The sequence below is a fragment of the Arthrobacter sp. NPDC057388 genome (assembly GCF_042668165.1).
Lineage (GTDB): Bacteria > Actinomycetota > Actinomycetes > Actinomycetales > Micrococcaceae > Arthrobacter.
In genome coordinates this window covers 13,478-27,331 of the sequence record NZ_JBHVBL010000055.1, presented here as the reverse complement: position 1 = coordinate 27,331, position 13,854 = coordinate 13,478, and the positions used below count along the sequence as shown (strand labels likewise).

The window sequence follows — 13,854 nt, the reverse complement described above, 5'->3', positions numbered from 1 at the left end:
GTAATGCCCTCAAATCCACGTCTTGAGGGCATTACCTGCCAGTTCGCGCTGAATGTGGGGATGCTCACGCCCGCCCTGCGCCGCGGCTGCTGCGTGTGTCAAACCTCACCCTCCGATTCGGGCCAGTTTGGTTGAAAAGCCTTCCGGCGCCTGTGCATGATGGAATGGAACCACATAGGAACACGCTTTCCTATGAGGGTTCACAAGTTCCAAAAAAACAAAATCCTGGTGGACGCAATGAGGCCAAACCGGTGAGCTCGTCGAGCTGCCTTAGGCCTCCGAGCGTTTCCTGGGCCGTCCTGTTCCGCGGCATCGCATAGGCGCCTTGCCCAGACACGAAAGCACTGAGAAATGACCTTTGACAACGCTGAATCAATGACGATCAAGATCTGGGACCGTTCCGCAGTGGACCACACGCTGGAGTCGCTGGTGCACGATTTTTCGAGCCGGGCGAACGCCCACAAGAATGACGTTGCAGTGCACATGACCGGGCCGAACACCTTCACCCTGAGCCTGAACACCTCTTCGCTCTAGCCAGCACCAGCCCAAACGCAAGAGGACGACGGCGGGAACCTCCCGCCGTCGTCCTCTTGCTTTTTGTTCTGGTTATTTTGTTCTGGTTAAGCCCAGAAACGGTCAGGCGACGGACTGCTCGGCGAGGATCGCGTCGATCTGTCCGGCGGCCTCCCGCATGCCTTCCTCCATGCCCATTTCCATCATGGTGTTCATCTGCTCCGCGGACTCAAACTCGGACTGGACCGCCATCCGCGTGCGCACCCCGATGCCCTCGAGCGTGACGGTGACATGGGCCGCACCCATGGCCTCCACCGGCGCGCCGTTGTCGTCGGCAAACCCTTCATCGAACTCGAGGCGGTGCGGCGCCTGGATGTCCGTGATGCGCCACCAGCCATTGGCCTTCTCCCCCTCCGGGCCGGTCATGTAATAGGACGCCTCCCCGCCCGGGGTGAATTCGTACCGGCTGAACGTTGCCGGGTACGTGGGTGGGCCCCACCAGCGCTCGAGCTGCCGCGGGTCTTCCCAGATCTGCCAGACGCGGTGCACGGCGGCGTCGAACTCCGCCACGATAACTAAGCTGAGCGCCTCGGGATTCTTGGTGGAACTGATGACCGTCATTGCCGGACCCTTCCTATTCTTCCGTGCGGATGCCTGCTTCTTCAGTGAGGATGTCTGCAATCCGGGCGACGCGCTGCCGCCAGATCGCCTCGTATTCGTCAAGCAGGCGTCGGGCTTTCTCCAGGCCGTCATGATTGCCCCGCACGATCTGCTCCCTTCCGCGCTTTTCCTTGGTGACCAGGGAGGCGCGTTCCAACACCGCCACGTGTTTTTGGACGGCGGCAAAGCTCATGGCGTAGAGGGCGGCCAGGCCGGTCACCGAGTACTCGCCCACCGTCACCCTGCGCATGATGTCCCGCCGGGTGGTGTCCGCGAACGCCTGGAAGAGGCGGTCGAGTTCGGCATCGCTAAGCTGATCTACAACCATTTGGTTGTAGGATATGGCGGTCGGGAAAGGGTGTCAATGGGTTGGAACTGTCATGCTGCACCTGCCCCGGAGCCGGAGGCAGCAGGCACTGGCTTTAGGGGCACAGCCCCGTCATCCTCATATTCCACGGCTCCGGCCAGGTCGCGTCCCGCGACGTATCCGAACGCCAGCGCCGGGCCGAGGTTGATGCCGCCGGCCGGGTAGTGCCCGCCCATCACGCTGGCCTGGTCATTGCCGGCGACATACAGCCCCGGAATCGGCTGGCCGCCGTCGTCCAAGGCACGGGAGCGGCCGTCCACATCCATCCCGGCGAACGTGCCGAAGCTGCCCGGCACCACGCGCACGGCATAGAACGGGCCCTTCCCGATGGGCCCCAGCGCCGGGTTCGGCTTCACCGCGGGATCGCCGCCGTAGCGGTTGAACGGCGTGGCGCCGCGGCCGAAGTCCGGGTCCTCACCAAGGGCCGCGTGGCGGTTGAACCGCCCCACCGTCTCCTTCAGGCCGGCGGGGTCGATGCCGCAGTTCGCGGCCAGCTCCTCGAGCGTGCGGCCCTTCTTGAGATAGCCGGACCGCAGGTACGGGAAGAGCGGCACGGGCAGCGGCTTGGCCATGCCCAGCGGGAACCGGCGCACAAAGCGGGAGTCGGCGATCTGCCAGGCCTCCGGCTGCTCCCCCGCGGGGGTTGCCCCGAGCAGCGCCGCCACGTAATCGTAGTACCCGTTGGCCTCGTTGACGAACCGCTTCCCGCTGCGCAGGACGCCGATGCTGCCCGGCTTGGCGCGGTCCATGATGTGCGGGAACGTGCCGGTCCGCCCGCTGCGGTAGGGCACCAGCGAGACCGGGCACCACGCGGCGGCAGACTTCACGTCGGTCCTGAAGCGTGCCCCCACCGACTGGCCCAGGCTGATGCCGTCGCCGCTGGCTTCAGCGGGCGCCAGCGTCCAGTGTTCGCGTCCGGTGGGTGTCTGCGGAAACAGCTCCTTCCGGCGCTGCACATCTTGCGGGAAGCCGCCCGCAGCCAGGACCACTCCCCGTGAGGCGTTGATCCGCAGCTCCCCTTCGGGGCGTTCGACGACGGCGCCGGTCACCTTGCCGTCGCCGTCGGTCAGCAGGCGGCGGGCGGGCGTGGAGACGCGGATGTCGACGCCGAAGCTGTCCGCCGACTGCAGCAGCCGGCCGGTCAGGGCCGTGCCATTGACCAGCTGCATGTTGCGCCGGTGCACCAGCAGGTCCAAAAGGTGCAGGCCGAAGCGCCACCCCGCATGGAAGAGCCCGCGCGGATTGCCCCGGGACGCGGACAGGAATTTGGTCAGGTCCGGTCCTGCCATGATGCCCATCCCCAGGAACGAGGTTTCATACAGTTGGTGCCGCAGCTTGGCGCGCAGCTCCGGACGGAGCCGCCGGGCATTCAGTGGCTTGGGGCCAACGGAGCGGTGCCCGGTCCCGGCACCAGGGAGCCCGCCGTAGATGTCGTTGATTTTGGCTCCGGGAACAAACTGCAGCGCCGTCTTCCGGTGGAAGAATCCCACCATGTGCGGCACGGCTTCCAGGAACGCGTCCACCCTGTCGGCCTGGTAGTCGGACCCCAGGACGCCCCGCAGATAGGTGCGGAAGGATTCCTTGTCTTCAACAACGCCGGCGGCCTGCGCCAGGGGGTTGCCCGGCGCCCAGGCCCAGCCTCCGGACCATGCCGTTGCGCCGCCGCACACATCGGCCTTTTCCACCACCACAACCTTCAGCCCGTGGTACGCGGCGGTCACGGCGGCGGCAAGCCCGCCCGCGCCGGAGCCCACCACCAGCACGTCGCAGTCCAGCGATGGGGTTGTTGCATCAATCGGGGAAGTCATCTCTTTACTCCAGTGGTTCTTTCAGTGTCCGAATTCGTCTGAGTCCAGCCGCGGCGGCGCGCCGGTTTCCAGGGCGTCGATGGCGGCCATTTCCGCGCCCGTGAGGCTGAAGCCGAAGACGTCGAGGTTTTCGCGCTGCCGCCTGTCGTCGGCGGATTTGGGGATGGCAACACGGCCCGACTGGACGTGCCAGCGGAGCACCACCTGCGCCGGCGTCTTGCCGTATTCCCCGGCCGGGCCGGTGACGGCGGAAGCCGAGAGGAAGCTGCCACCGCGGCCCAGCGGGCTGTAGGCCGCCGTCGTGAAGGCGTCGCGCACCCCGGTTATGCCGTGCCACTGCCGGTTGAACTTGGTGGTGAGGAACAGGTTCCCGCGGGCGATGCCGCTGCGGCGGATGCCCTCCCCCACGGCCTCTTCGTTGCCGTAGTTTTCAGCAGTGTCGATATGCCGGTATCCGTTGGCGATGGCGCGGGCCACGGCATCGGCCGCTGCCTCGCCGGTCATCGGCCAGGTGCCGAGCCCGATGAGGGGAATGACGACGCCGGGCGCCAGTTCCGCCGTCGTTGCTGCTTCCGCCGCTGTTGCTGCTGCTTCCGCCGCTGTTTTCCTCATGCCGTCACCGCCTTCTCGGCTGCTGACGCTCTCTCTGAGGTCGATACCGGCGCGAGGACGGCAAGCGCGGTCTCCCTCAGCTTCCGGGCCCAGCCCAGTTCGCCCAGCCGGGCGACGGTGCTGTCCGACGGCGCCTCCACGCTCACCGGAACATCGGCGCCGACGGCGTCCACCAGGGCGGCAAGGTCGAAGCCGCCCTCGCCCGGAACACCGCGTTCCGAACGTGACTCCGCCACCAGCGCCGCACGGTCGGCCGGGCTCTGCACCGGGCCGTCGCACAGCTGCAGCAGGGGCACCAGGTCCAGGTTCGCCTCAAGGTCCTGCCACTGCGCGGACCCCGGGACGGCCCCGAAGCGGTTCAGGTGCAGCGCGTCCACCACAATCCGGCAGCCCGAGGCGCGGGCCAGGGCCACCGCGGCGGGGATGGAGTTCACTGCCTGGTAGGAGATGGGCTCGAGGGTGGGCACGATTCCGTAGTTCCTGCCGTCCTCGGTCATCCGGGCCAGCGTGTCCGCGAGGCGGCCGGTGTCCGGGGCCGAGGCGGCCACGGTCAGCGATGCGGCACCGAGGGCCTGCCCGGCCTCCATCATGCCAAGCCACGCCTCACGCTGGTCGGTGCCGTCCAGCAGCAGGAACTCGATGTCGCGGACCGTGACCCCGGTGCCGGCCATCCGGGCCAGGGTCTCCTTCAGCATCGGCGACCCGGGCTGCAGGTCGTAGGGCCGCTCGGTGGACGTGACGGGGCGCACGCGGGCGCCAATGAAATCGAAGCCGGCCTCGGCGGCGATGGCCACCAGCTGCGGAGGGGCGGTGTTGAGGAGGGAGAGCTGGGCAAGGCCCAGCGGGCGCGCTGCGCTCATCGTTCGGCTCCGTTCATGCTGAGTTCGTAGGGGCGCTGTGCCGGTTCGGCAAGCGCTGCGGCGATGCGCTGCGCGGCGTCGTAACCGCTCTTCACCGCGTTGGAGGCAATGGCAGGGGCCGGGTCCACTACGGTTCCGGCGAACACCACCGGCACGCCGGCGGCCAGGGCCAGGTCCGCCTCGCGGTCAGCCACCGGGACGCAAGCGTCCAGCGGCAGCACCGAGCGGGACACCAGAACAGGCCCCGGGGCATTTAGCCATTCGGAGCCGGCCCCGTTCCGGGACGTGCCGGAAATCCGGATCCGGCCGCCGTCGTATTCCTCGATCGTGGCGCCCAGCCGGATCCGGACCCGCGGGTTCTGTTCGAGGCGCGGAACGGCAAGGATCTTCGCCCGCCGCCCGGATTCCGGCGCGAGGACGTCCTCCGGCCCCACCAGCAGCACGGCGGTGCCGCGGTCTGCGAGGGTATCGGCCAGGCTCATCGCCACGGAGTCCGCACCCCAGATGGTCACGGCTTCGGGGACGTCCTTGCCCTCCAATACGTCCGGGTGGAGCGCCAGCCAGTTCCGCACGTCCATGACGCCGGGCAGGTCGCCGCCCGGGAAGCCCGCGCCGGGCCGGATCCCGCCGGTGGCCAGCACGACAGCATCGGCCCCGGTCTCCCGCACCAGCACCTCCAGGCCGGCGAGGTCCACCCGCCGGCCTGGCCGGACGTCAATGCCCAGGCGTTCGTTCTCCGCGGCGGACCAGTCGGTGAACCAGTGGAAATCCGGCGTCGATTTCATGCGTTCCGCGAGGGCGAACTGCCCGCCCGGCCGGGCGCCGTCGTCGAGCACGGTGACCTGGGCACCCGCTTGGGCAAGTTCCCGGGCGGCCGTGAGGCCGGCGGGACCGGCCCCCACGACGGCGACCCGGGCACCCGGCCGCACCGCCGGCGTCGGAACCGGGACCCGCGAGCGCCCCACGGCCGGGTTGACGGTGCACGTGACCTGCCCCTGGCCGAGGGTGTCGATGCAGACGTTGCACGCGATGCATGGGCGGTAGGCCTCGCCCCGGAGCACGCCGCCCACGAAGGCAGGGTCGGCGTGGATGGCGCGGGCCAGGCTGACGAAGTCGCAGACACCATCACCCAGGACCTCCTCGATGACGGCCGGCGAGTTCAGCCGTCCGGCCATGCCGAGCGGGAGTCCGAACTGCCGGTACGCCGCTGCGTACTCACGGAGCAGGCCGGGCTTCCACTCGCCCGGCTGAACGATCCATTCGCCGGCGTCGTAGCTGCCGGCGGACAGGTCAAGGAAGTCCAGCCGGTCCAGGCGCGCCTTGGCCATGATGGCCACCTGGTCCTCTGCACTGATCCCGTCCGCCGGGCCCTCCAGAACGGAGACCCGCACGCCGATGATGGCATCCGGCGCGGCGTCGCGGACGGCGTCGATGACCAGGTTGAGGAACCGCTCGGGCGCGGCAAACTCGTCTTTGCGGTGGTTGGAAATGGGCGACATGAACTGGTGGATCAGGTAGCCGTGCGCTCCGTGGATGTTGATGACGTCGAAGCCCGCGGCCACCGCACGCCGTGCCGCCGCCGCGTAGGAGGCCACCAGCTCGTGGCATTCGGCGGTGGTCAGTTCCCGCGGAACCTCCCCGCCGGCCACCGCGCACGGCACCGGGGACGGTGCCACGTTCTTGTGGCCGGACACCGCCGTCTGCGCCGTCCGGCCGCCGTGGTTAAGTTCGACGGCGGCCAGCGCACCTTCCGCGTGCAGCGCGTCGGTGAGCCTGCGCAGCCCGGGCACCACGGCGTCTGTGTGCAGGCCCAGCTGGTGGGTGCGGCCCTTGCCGTCGGCCCGGACGTAGGTGGCCTCGGTGGTGACCATGCCCAGCCCGGCCCGGGCACGGGTGGCGAGGTAGTCGACGTACTGCTCGGTGATGTGCCCGTCGCTGGTCCCGTAGTTGCGTTCCATCGGCGCGGAGGCCAGCCGGTTGCGGAGGGTCCGCGGCGTCCGGCCGTTCCGGCCCAGGGCGAGCGGGCGGGCTGCGTGGCGAATGCTGTTCATGGCTCAGCCTGCCGCTTCCGCCGGAACCCGGGTGCCGGCCGAAACCTCGACGTCGGCCGGCACCTGGACTCGCACCGGAACGTCGGTGCCAGCGAAGCGGACCGGGAGGCCGGTGCGTGCGGATTCGTAGACCGCCAGCAGGATCCGCAGCGACTTCAGAGCGTCCTTGCCGGTGATGGCGGGTGCGGTGCCCGCGTCCAAGGCCTGCACGAAGTCCCGGACCTGGCTGGTGTGGTGCGGAATCAGCTGGCCGTTGATGGTGGACAGGTCCACGTTGGGCTCCACGCCCTCGGGGTGGACGGGTTCCACGGTGATCTTCTCCCCCACGGCCCACAGGTCGAGCCGGCCGTCGCTGCCCTCGGGGAACTCCGTGAGCGATGCGGACGCACCTGTTTCACCCGTAATCCGCAGCTGGATCCCCAGGTTGGGGGACACCGCCGTCGACGCCTCCAGCGTTGCCATGGCACCGGACGTGAACGTGATGACGGCCGTGGCGGAATCCTCCACCTCGATGTAGCCGCCGTGCCGGTACGTGTTGACCTTTCCGTAGACCTCCGCGACGTCGCCGAGGTACCACTGCAGCAGGTCGATCTGGTGGATGGCCTGCGTCATGAGCACGCCCCCGCCGTCGTTCTTCCAGGTGCCGCGCCACGCGTCGCGGTTGTAATACTCCGGGGCGCGGTGCAGCATCACCGAACACTGGGCCAGCAGCGGACGGCCCAGCGTCCCGTCGTCGATCGCGGAGCGGATCCGCTGCGCCGCCGGCCAGAAACGGCGCTGGAACAGCGCCCCGAACTGCACTCCGGCCTCCTCGCAGGCAGCGACCATGCGCTCGGCCGAGTCCAGCCGCGTGGCGATGGGCTTTTCGCACAGCACGTGCACTCCTGCTGCTGCGGCCTTGAGCACCACCTCTTCGTGGGTCGGGTGCGGCGTGCAGACCGACACAATGTCCACGCCCAGTGCCAGGATCTCATCCACGGTGTTCACGGCATTCGGCACATTCCAGGCCCGGGCGGTGGCGCGGGCCCGGTCAAGGTCGATGTCGCACACCCCCACCACCTCGACGTTGTCCAGGGCGGCGAAGGCCTCGAGGTGGTTGCGGGAGATGGCGCCGCAGCCCACGATTCCGGCTCGGTAGGTGCGGGGGGCGGTTGCGGGCGGGGTCATGGTTCCAACTTTCTTTCTGGAGGGGAAGGGGCAGGGTCCGGCGCGGGACGGGGAATCAGGCGGATGTCCGGCGGTGGCGCGGCAGGCCGAGTTCCTCGAGCGGAGTCCGGTGGGTTTCGCGGGCCGTGGCGATGGCGACCGCGGACGCCGCCAGGCAGGCCACCGTGAAGCCTGCCACCGGGACCCAGCCTCCGGGTCCGGGCTGGGCCAGGAGGGTGGCAATGGCGGGGGCAAAGCCGGTCAGGATCAGCCCCACCTGGCTGCCGATAGCCATCCCGGAGTAGCGGACCGGAGCCGGGAACATCTCGGGGAAGAAAACCGTCCAGACGCCGTTCCAGCAGGAGTAGAAGACGGACATGTTCAGGAACCCGAAGACGAAGATCAGGGCGATATTGTGCTCGCTGATGGCCCAGAAATAGCCGAACGAGGTGAGGGCGCAGCCGAGGGCACCCACCAGCAGCACCTTCTTGCGGCCGAACCGGTCCGAGATGATGCCGGCCAGCGGAATGGTGAACATGGACAGGCCGATGGTGACGGCGTTGACCGTGAGCATCAGGGTCCGGTCCAGGCCGATGCCCTTGCCGGTGGCGTAGGCCAGGGCGTACACGGTGAAGGTGGTCTGCATGACGGAGAACAGCATCACCAGGGCCACCCGCAGGACGTCGCGCCACTGGGTTTTCAGCACCTCCGCGGCCGGAATGCCCTTGGGCTTCTTCGCCTCCACGGCTTCTTCGAACACGGGCGGCTCCTCCAGCCGGGTTCGGATCCAGTAGGCGACCAGCAGCACCACGGCGGACAGCCAGAACGGGACGCGCCAGCCCCAGCCCAGCAGCTGCTCCTCCGGGAGGGCGGCGAGCGGGATGAACACGCCCGTGGAGAGCACCATGCCGGAGGCGTAGCCGGTCATCACAAAGCTGGTGAAGAAGCCGCGGCGTCCTTCCGGGGAGTGCTCCATGGTGAGGGTGGAGGCCCCCGCGGCCTCGGCGCCGGCGGAGAACCCCTGGGCCAGCCTGCCCACCAGCAGGAGGGCAGTGGCCCAGTAGCCGATCTGGCCGTAGGTGGGCAGGAAGCCGATGCCGATGGAGGCCACACCCATGATCACCAGCGTGATCATCAGTGCCTGCTTGCGGCCGATCCTGTCCCCGAAGTGGCTCATGATGACCCCGCCCAGCGGCCGGGCCAGGTAGCCGACGCCGAACGTGGCCATCGCGCCGAGCAGGGCAACCACAGGATCTCCGCCGGGGAAGAAGATCTTCGGGAACACCAGCGCTGCCGCCGTGCCGTAGATAAAGAAGTCGTAGTACTCCAGCGTGGATCCGAGGAAGGAAGCCAGGGCGGCCTTCCGCGGGGTCTTTGCCGGGAGGCTATCCGCGCGTTCCAGGACGGCAGTCTCCGCTGCGGGGGTTGGGGGCTGGACGTGTCCCATCGGTTCTCCTCATTGAGTTTCCAGGGCGGCCCCGCCGAAATCAGGGGGCCGGAAGAGTTGGCCTGCACCGTGTCCGGTGCCTGTGGCTCTGGGGAGAAACACTAGGAGCAGGGAAAAGCCCCGCGGTGGGATTTCCCGTTCAATGGGATATCCACTGGGGGTTGCCGGCCGGGCCGGGGGCTCAGAGCCGGAGGTCAGGGACCTTGGAGCCAGGGCCGCCTGCCGTAGGGCCGCCGTTCGGCGCCCATGGTGCGGGACAGGCCGCGCCCCGCGGCCACCAGGACAGGAAGGACCACCTTCGGGTCCTCGTCCGCCGTCGGAATGACGACGGCGATCGCTCCGATTACGCTGTTTCCCTCGCCAAAGACAGGGACCGCGTACGCGGTGTTCTCTTCCACCAGCACGCCCGCCATGCGCACGTAGCCGCGCTCCCGGATCAGGGCGAGCTGGGCCCGCAGGCGCGCGGGGTCGGTCTCCGTGGCGGCGGTGGATTTCTCCAGCGGACCGGCCAGGAACCGCTCCTGCACGTCGCGCGGCATATGCGCCATCATGGCCATCCCGGAGGACGTGTTGTGGATCAGGAGCCGGCCGGCCACTGCGGCGAGATTGGTGGCGGTGCCGTGCCGGTCCAGCTGCTCCAGGTACAGCACGGTGCCGGAACCGACGTCTGGAATGGAGAGTGAAACCTGTTCCCGGACGGCGGCGTGGACCCCTTCCAGGAACGGCAGGCCCCGCCGTCGGAATTCCTCAAGGGGGTTGCTGCGGGACGCAAGTTCCCACATCTTCATGCCAACGCCGTAGTCACCGGCGTCGCTGCGGTTCAGCAGCCCGCTGTCCACCAGGTCGTTGGCCAGCCGGTGGGCGGTGCTGCTGGACATGCCTGTGGCGCGGACCAGTTCGCTCAGCGACATCCGTGGACGGCCCTTCGAGAAGGCATCGAGGATCTTCACCACCCGCTGGATGACGGATTCGCCGGAGGGCGAGTTGGCCATCAGGCCCGCCGCAGCCCGGCTGCGCCCCCGCCGTAGTCCAGGCCGATCTGCCGGGCGGCCTCCTGCAGGCGGGGCACCACAGACTTTTCAATGTCCTCGGCCGGCGAACGGTGCGTCTGGAGGGAGACGTTGACGGCCGCTACCATGTCATGCCCGCGCCAGACCGGCACGGCCACGCCGCGCAGCCCCTCCTCCAGCTCCTGCGAAACCATGGACCAGCCCCTGGCCCTGGCGCGTTCGATCTCCGTGCGCAGCTGGTCCGGGCTCGCGATCGAGTGCTCGGTCAGTTTCTGCAGCCGGACATTGTCGAAGTAGGCCTGCAGCCCGTCCTCAGCCATGCCGCCCAGCAGCACGCGCCCCATGGACGTCGCCCATGCCGGGAACCGGGTACCCACGGTGATGCTGACGCTGAGCAGCCGCGGCGAGGGCACGCAGGCGACATACACGACATCGGCCCCGTCCAGCACGCAGAGCGAGGTAGTCTCATTCATTTCAGCAGCGAGCGATTTCAGGTGCCGGTCGGCGATGGCCGGGAGTTCGAGGTTGGCCAGGTAGGTCCGGCCCACCTCCAGCGTGCGGGCCGTCAGCTCAAAGCTGGTCCCGTCCGTGCGCAGGTAGCCGAGATCGGCCAGCGTGAGGAGGAACCGCCGCGCAGAAGCCCTGGTCATGTCCGCTGCGGCAGCCACCTGGGAGACCGTCAGCCGCGGGGAGTTCGGCGTGAACGCCAGGAGCACATCGAACGCCTTCTCCACCGATTTCACGAAGTAGGCCGGCTGTTCGTCCATGGGCTCCCTGCACTTCAAGCTGCGCGCTGTTCCTGACCTACCAAGAATACGGGCCGGCGCCCGGCCAGGAGCCGGGCGCCAAAACCGGATTGTGAGTCACTTCACTCTGCGCTATTCTTTTTCTAGTCGCATATCGCACGCTTGTTCGCGATACGCACAAATACCAAAAATCCGGACCCGTCTTTCAGTGCGGAAGGACCCCCTGCAATGACCGATCTCGCCCCCAATGTCAGCGCCGAGGCGAAGCAGTACCAGCTGAAGCGCGCCAAGAAGGCCGCCCTCGCCGCCTTCCTCGGCGGCGCGCTGGAGTACTACGACTTCTTCATCTACGCCACCGCCGCCTCACTGGTCTTCTCCAAGATCTTCTTCCCGGCGGGCGATGCCACCGTCGCCCTCATCGCCTCGTTTGCCACCTTCGGCGTTGCCTACGTGGCGCGCCCCTTCGGCGCCGTCGTCTTCGGCCACCTGGGGGACAAGATCGGCCGCAAGAACACGCTCGTCCTGACCCTGGTCCTGATGGGGTCCGCCACCTTCCTGATCGGTGTGCTCCCGGACTTCAACGCCGTCGGCTACTGGGCGCCCGCCCTGCTGGTGGTCCTGCGCCTCATGCAGGGCCTGTCCGCCGGCGCGGAAACCGCAGGCGCTTCTGCACTGTCCACCGAGGAGGCACCGGAAGGCCGCCGCGGCTTCTTCGCCAGCTTCGCCATGAGCGGCATTTCCGCCGGCATCGTCCTGGCGTCGCTCGCGTTCCTGCCCGTGGCCGCCATGAGCGAGGCCGACCGTCTCGCCTGGGGCTGGCGCATCCCCTTCTGGCTCTCGCTGGTGGTGCTGGTCGTCGCCTACCTGGTCCGGCGCTCCCTCGAGGAGCCTGAGGTCTTCGAGGAAAAGCACGACCACGGCGAACTGGTGAAGCTCCCCTTCGCCAAGATGTTCAAGACGCACCCGGCGCAGTTCTTCCAGGTCGCCCTGATGTCCTTCGAAACAGTCACCAACACGTTCATGCAGTCCTTCGGCCTCGCCTACGCCGTGTCCGTTGGTGTCCCGGCGTCCACCATGCTCTGGGTCAGCATCGTCGGCAACGTCATCGCCATCGCCTCGCAGCCGCTCATGGCCCACCTTTCGGACCGCTTCGGCCGCCGCCCGGTGTTTATCGCCGGCGTCCTGGGCTCCGGTGTGATGATCTTTGTCTACTTCTCCGTGATCGCCACCGCCAACATCCCCATGATCTTCCTCGCCAGCACCGTGATCACCGCCGGCACGTACTCCATGTCCAACGCGATCTACCCGGCGTGGTTCTCCGAGCTGTTCAACGTCAAGGTCCGCTACTCCGGCATGGCCATCGGCCTCCAGATCGGCATCCTCTGTGCCGGCTTCACCCCGCTGCTGGGCACCGCCTTGGTCGGCGCCGACAAGGCCAACTGGGGCCCCGCCGCCTGGATCGTCGCCGCCTCGTCGCTGCTGGCCGTGGCTGGCGCCTACTGGGCCCGCGAAACCCACAAGACCCCGCTGCGGCAGCTGGGCAACCCGGTCCGCTAGCCCACCAGCACATGGAGTTTTTGTCCACATATCGCGACCTCCGGGACGTTTAACGGCCATTACCTGTACAAAAACTCCAAACCGAAAAACGCGAACGAGCAGATAGTGCCCTCAGATTGCTAATTTGAGGGCACTATCCGCGTTCAGGAGGAACCGCATGGAGCTTCGGCAGATCGAGGCCTTCCTTGCCGTGGCCGAGGAACTCCATTTCGGCCGCGCAGCCCACCGCCTCCGCATGGCCCAGTCGCCCCTAAGCCAGACCATCAGGAAGCTCGAGAAAGAGCTCGGCTCGGAGCTGTTTGAGCGCAGCACCCGCTCGGTGGCGCTGACGACGGCGGGTGTCGCCTTTCTCCCCCACGCCCGCCGGGTCATCGACGAACTTGATCTGGCCCGGCGTTCCGCCGTCACCGCGCCCGGCACGTTCTACGGCCGGCTCAGCATCGGCTTTTCCGGGGCCCTGAACCACCGGACCCTTCCCCCGCTTACCAGGGCACTCCGCCACCGCTACCCGGCGCTGGACCTCACCCTGACCGGCGGCCTGCTGACCCAGGACGCCCTGCAGCAGCTGCGCAACGGGTCCCTCGACCTGGCCTTCGTCGGACTGCCGCTGGATGCAGGCGCCCTGGCCACCCGCAGCATCGCCCTCGAGCAGCTCGGCGCCACCGTGCCGGTGGACCACCCGCTGGCCGAACGGCCGGCAATCGGGCTCGCCGAGCTGTCCGACGACGGTTTTGTCACCATGCGTGCCGCCCAGGGATCCACCCTCCGCGACGCTACATTCGCAGCCTGCGCCGCCGCGGGGTTCAGGCCGAGGGTGGCGCAGGAAGTCACCGACCCCTACACGGCACTGTCGCTGGTGGCTGGCGGCGTCGGGGTAAGCCTGATGCCCGCCTCCATGGCCAGCATCATGCCCGGCGGCACTGTGTTCATTCCGCTGAGCGGCACAGCGCCGCTGCTTGAATCAGGGTTGGCATGGAACCCTGCCGGGCCTTCCCCCGCCCTGGCCCTCGCCCTGGCTGTCGCCGAGGAAGTCCTCCCTACCCCGGCCGCCTGAATCCCTGCCGCTCCCGTGGCACC

13 protein-coding genes are annotated in these 13,854 nt (G+C 68.2%); 3 read left to right on the top strand and 10 right to left on the bottom strand.

The features are described 5' to 3' along the window. The first annotated feature begins 351 nt into the window (after window positions 1-351). Window positions 352-534, top strand: a complete 183-nt coding sequence (locus tag ACFUTU_RS19180) for a hypothetical protein (protein WP_377967177.1) — start codon at window positions 352-354, stop codon at window positions 532-534. 102 nt (window positions 535-636) lie between these two features. Here the strand turns inward: ACFUTU_RS19180 and ACFUTU_RS19175 are convergent, their stop codons facing one another. The 10 genes from ACFUTU_RS19175 to ACFUTU_RS19130 all read right to left on the bottom strand — a co-directional run bounded on the left by ACFUTU_RS19175 (window position 637) and on the right by ACFUTU_RS19130 (window position 11,241). After that, complete coding sequence (locus tag ACFUTU_RS19175; protein WP_377967175.1) at window positions 637-1,134, bottom strand: SRPBCC domain-containing protein; 498 nt, start codon at window positions 1,132-1,134, stop codon at window positions 637-639. Window positions 1,135-1,147: 13 nt separating this feature from the next. Next, window positions 1,148-1,501 (bottom strand): ArsR/SmtB family transcription factor, encoded by a 354-nt coding sequence (locus ACFUTU_RS19170; RefSeq protein ID WP_377967173.1) that lies wholly within the window; start codon window positions 1,499-1,501, stop codon window positions 1,148-1,150. A gap of 50 nt (window positions 1,502-1,551) precedes the next feature. Continuing rightward, window positions 1,552-3,348, bottom strand: a complete 1,797-nt coding sequence (locus tag ACFUTU_RS19165) for an FAD-dependent oxidoreductase (protein ID WP_377967171.1) — start codon at window positions 3,346-3,348, stop codon at window positions 1,552-1,554. Window positions 3,349-3,369: 21 nt separating this feature from the next. After that, on the bottom strand, window positions 3,370-3,960 hold the full coding sequence (locus ACFUTU_RS19160; RefSeq protein ID WP_377967168.1) for an aldo/keto reductase: 591 nt from the start codon (window positions 3,958-3,960) through the stop codon (window positions 3,370-3,372). Next, window positions 3,957-4,820, bottom strand: a complete 864-nt coding sequence (locus tag ACFUTU_RS19155; protein ID WP_377967166.1) for a sugar phosphate isomerase/epimerase family protein — start codon at window positions 4,818-4,820, stop codon at window positions 3,957-3,959. Before ACFUTU_RS19155 ends, ACFUTU_RS19160 begins: the two co-directional genes overlap by 4 nt. Continuing rightward, complete coding sequence (locus tag ACFUTU_RS19150) at window positions 4,817-6,871, bottom strand: FAD-dependent oxidoreductase (RefSeq protein WP_377967164.1); 2,055 nt, start codon at window positions 6,869-6,871, stop codon at window positions 4,817-4,819. Before ACFUTU_RS19150 ends, ACFUTU_RS19155 begins: the two co-directional genes overlap by 4 nt. Window positions 6,872-6,874: 3 nt before the next feature. After that, entirely contained in the window at window positions 6,875-8,038 is a 1,164-nt protein-coding gene (locus ACFUTU_RS19145; protein WP_377967162.1) for a Gfo/Idh/MocA family protein, read from the bottom strand. 55 nt (window positions 8,039-8,093) lie between these two features. Further along, window positions 8,094-9,464 (bottom strand): MFS transporter, encoded by a 1,371-nt coding sequence (locus ACFUTU_RS19140; RefSeq protein WP_377967160.1) that lies wholly within the window; start codon window positions 9,462-9,464, stop codon window positions 8,094-8,096. 194 nt (window positions 9,465-9,658) lie between these two features. Then, window positions 9,659-10,456, bottom strand: coding sequence for an IclR family transcriptional regulator (locus tag ACFUTU_RS19135; RefSeq protein ID WP_377967158.1), 798 nt, complete (start codon window positions 10,454-10,456; stop codon window positions 9,659-9,661). Beyond that, entirely contained in the window at window positions 10,456-11,241 is a 786-nt protein-coding gene (locus tag ACFUTU_RS19130; RefSeq protein ID WP_377967156.1) for an IclR family transcriptional regulator C-terminal domain-containing protein, read from the bottom strand. Before ACFUTU_RS19130 ends, ACFUTU_RS19135 begins: the two co-directional genes overlap by 1 nt. Before the next feature lie 207 nt (window positions 11,242-11,448). Between ACFUTU_RS19130 and ACFUTU_RS19125 the strand changes: the two genes are divergently transcribed. Together ACFUTU_RS19125 and ACFUTU_RS19120 are read left to right on the top strand one after the other, a co-directional pair. Beyond that, window positions 11,449-12,777 carry an MFS transporter gene (locus ACFUTU_RS19125; protein ID WP_377967153.1) on the top strand — a complete coding sequence of 443 codons (1,329 nt, stop codon included), beginning with the start codon at window positions 11,449-11,451 and terminating at the stop codon, window positions 12,775-12,777. 157 nt (window positions 12,778-12,934) lie between these two features. Next, entirely contained in the window at window positions 12,935-13,831 is an 897-nt protein-coding gene (locus tag ACFUTU_RS19120; RefSeq protein ID WP_377967151.1) for a LysR family transcriptional regulator, read from the top strand. Window positions 13,832-13,854: the final 23 nt, after the last annotated feature.

Coding starts and splice junctions, on each gene's coding strand:
- ACFUTU_RS19180 (WP_377967177.1), top strand. CDS start 352: ATGACCTTTGACAACGCTGAATCAATGACGATCAAGATCTGGGACCGT.
- ACFUTU_RS19175 (WP_377967175.1), bottom strand. CDS start 1,134: ATGACGGTCATCAGTTCCACCAAGAATCCCGAGGCGCTCAGCTTAGTT.
- ACFUTU_RS19170 (WP_377967173.1), bottom strand. CDS start 1,501: ATGGTTGTAGATCAGCTTAGCGATGCCGAACTCGACCGCCTCTTCCAG.
- ACFUTU_RS19165 (WP_377967171.1), bottom strand. CDS start 3,348: ATGACTTCCCCGATTGATGCAACAACCCCATCGCTGGACTGCGACGTG.
- ACFUTU_RS19160 (WP_377967168.1), bottom strand. CDS start 3,960: ATGAGGAAAACAGCGGCGGAAGCAGCAGCAACAGCGGCGGAAGCAGCA.
- ACFUTU_RS19155 (WP_377967166.1), bottom strand. CDS start 4,820: ATGAGCGCAGCGCGCCCGCTGGGCCTTGCCCAGCTCTCCCTCCTCAAC.
- ACFUTU_RS19150 (WP_377967164.1), bottom strand. CDS start 6,871: ATGAACAGCATTCGCCACGCAGCCCGCCCGCTCGCCCTGGGCCGGAAC.
- ACFUTU_RS19145 (WP_377967162.1), bottom strand. CDS start 8,038: ATGACCCCGCCCGCAACCGCCCCCCGCACCTACCGAGCCGGAATCGTG.
- ACFUTU_RS19140 (WP_377967160.1), bottom strand. CDS start 9,464: ATGGGACACGTCCAGCCCCCAACCCCCGCAGCGGAGACTGCCGTCCTG.
- ACFUTU_RS19135 (WP_377967158.1), bottom strand. CDS start 10,456: ATGGCCAACTCGCCCTCCGGCGAATCCGTCATCCAGCGGGTGGTGAAG.
- ACFUTU_RS19130 (WP_377967156.1), bottom strand. CDS start 11,241: ATGGACGAACAGCCGGCCTACTTCGTGAAATCGGTGGAGAAGGCGTTC.
- ACFUTU_RS19125 (WP_377967153.1), top strand. CDS start 11,449: ATGACCGATCTCGCCCCCAATGTCAGCGCCGAGGCGAAGCAGTACCAG.
- ACFUTU_RS19120 (WP_377967151.1), top strand. CDS start 12,935: ATGGAGCTTCGGCAGATCGAGGCCTTCCTTGCCGTGGCCGAGGAACTC.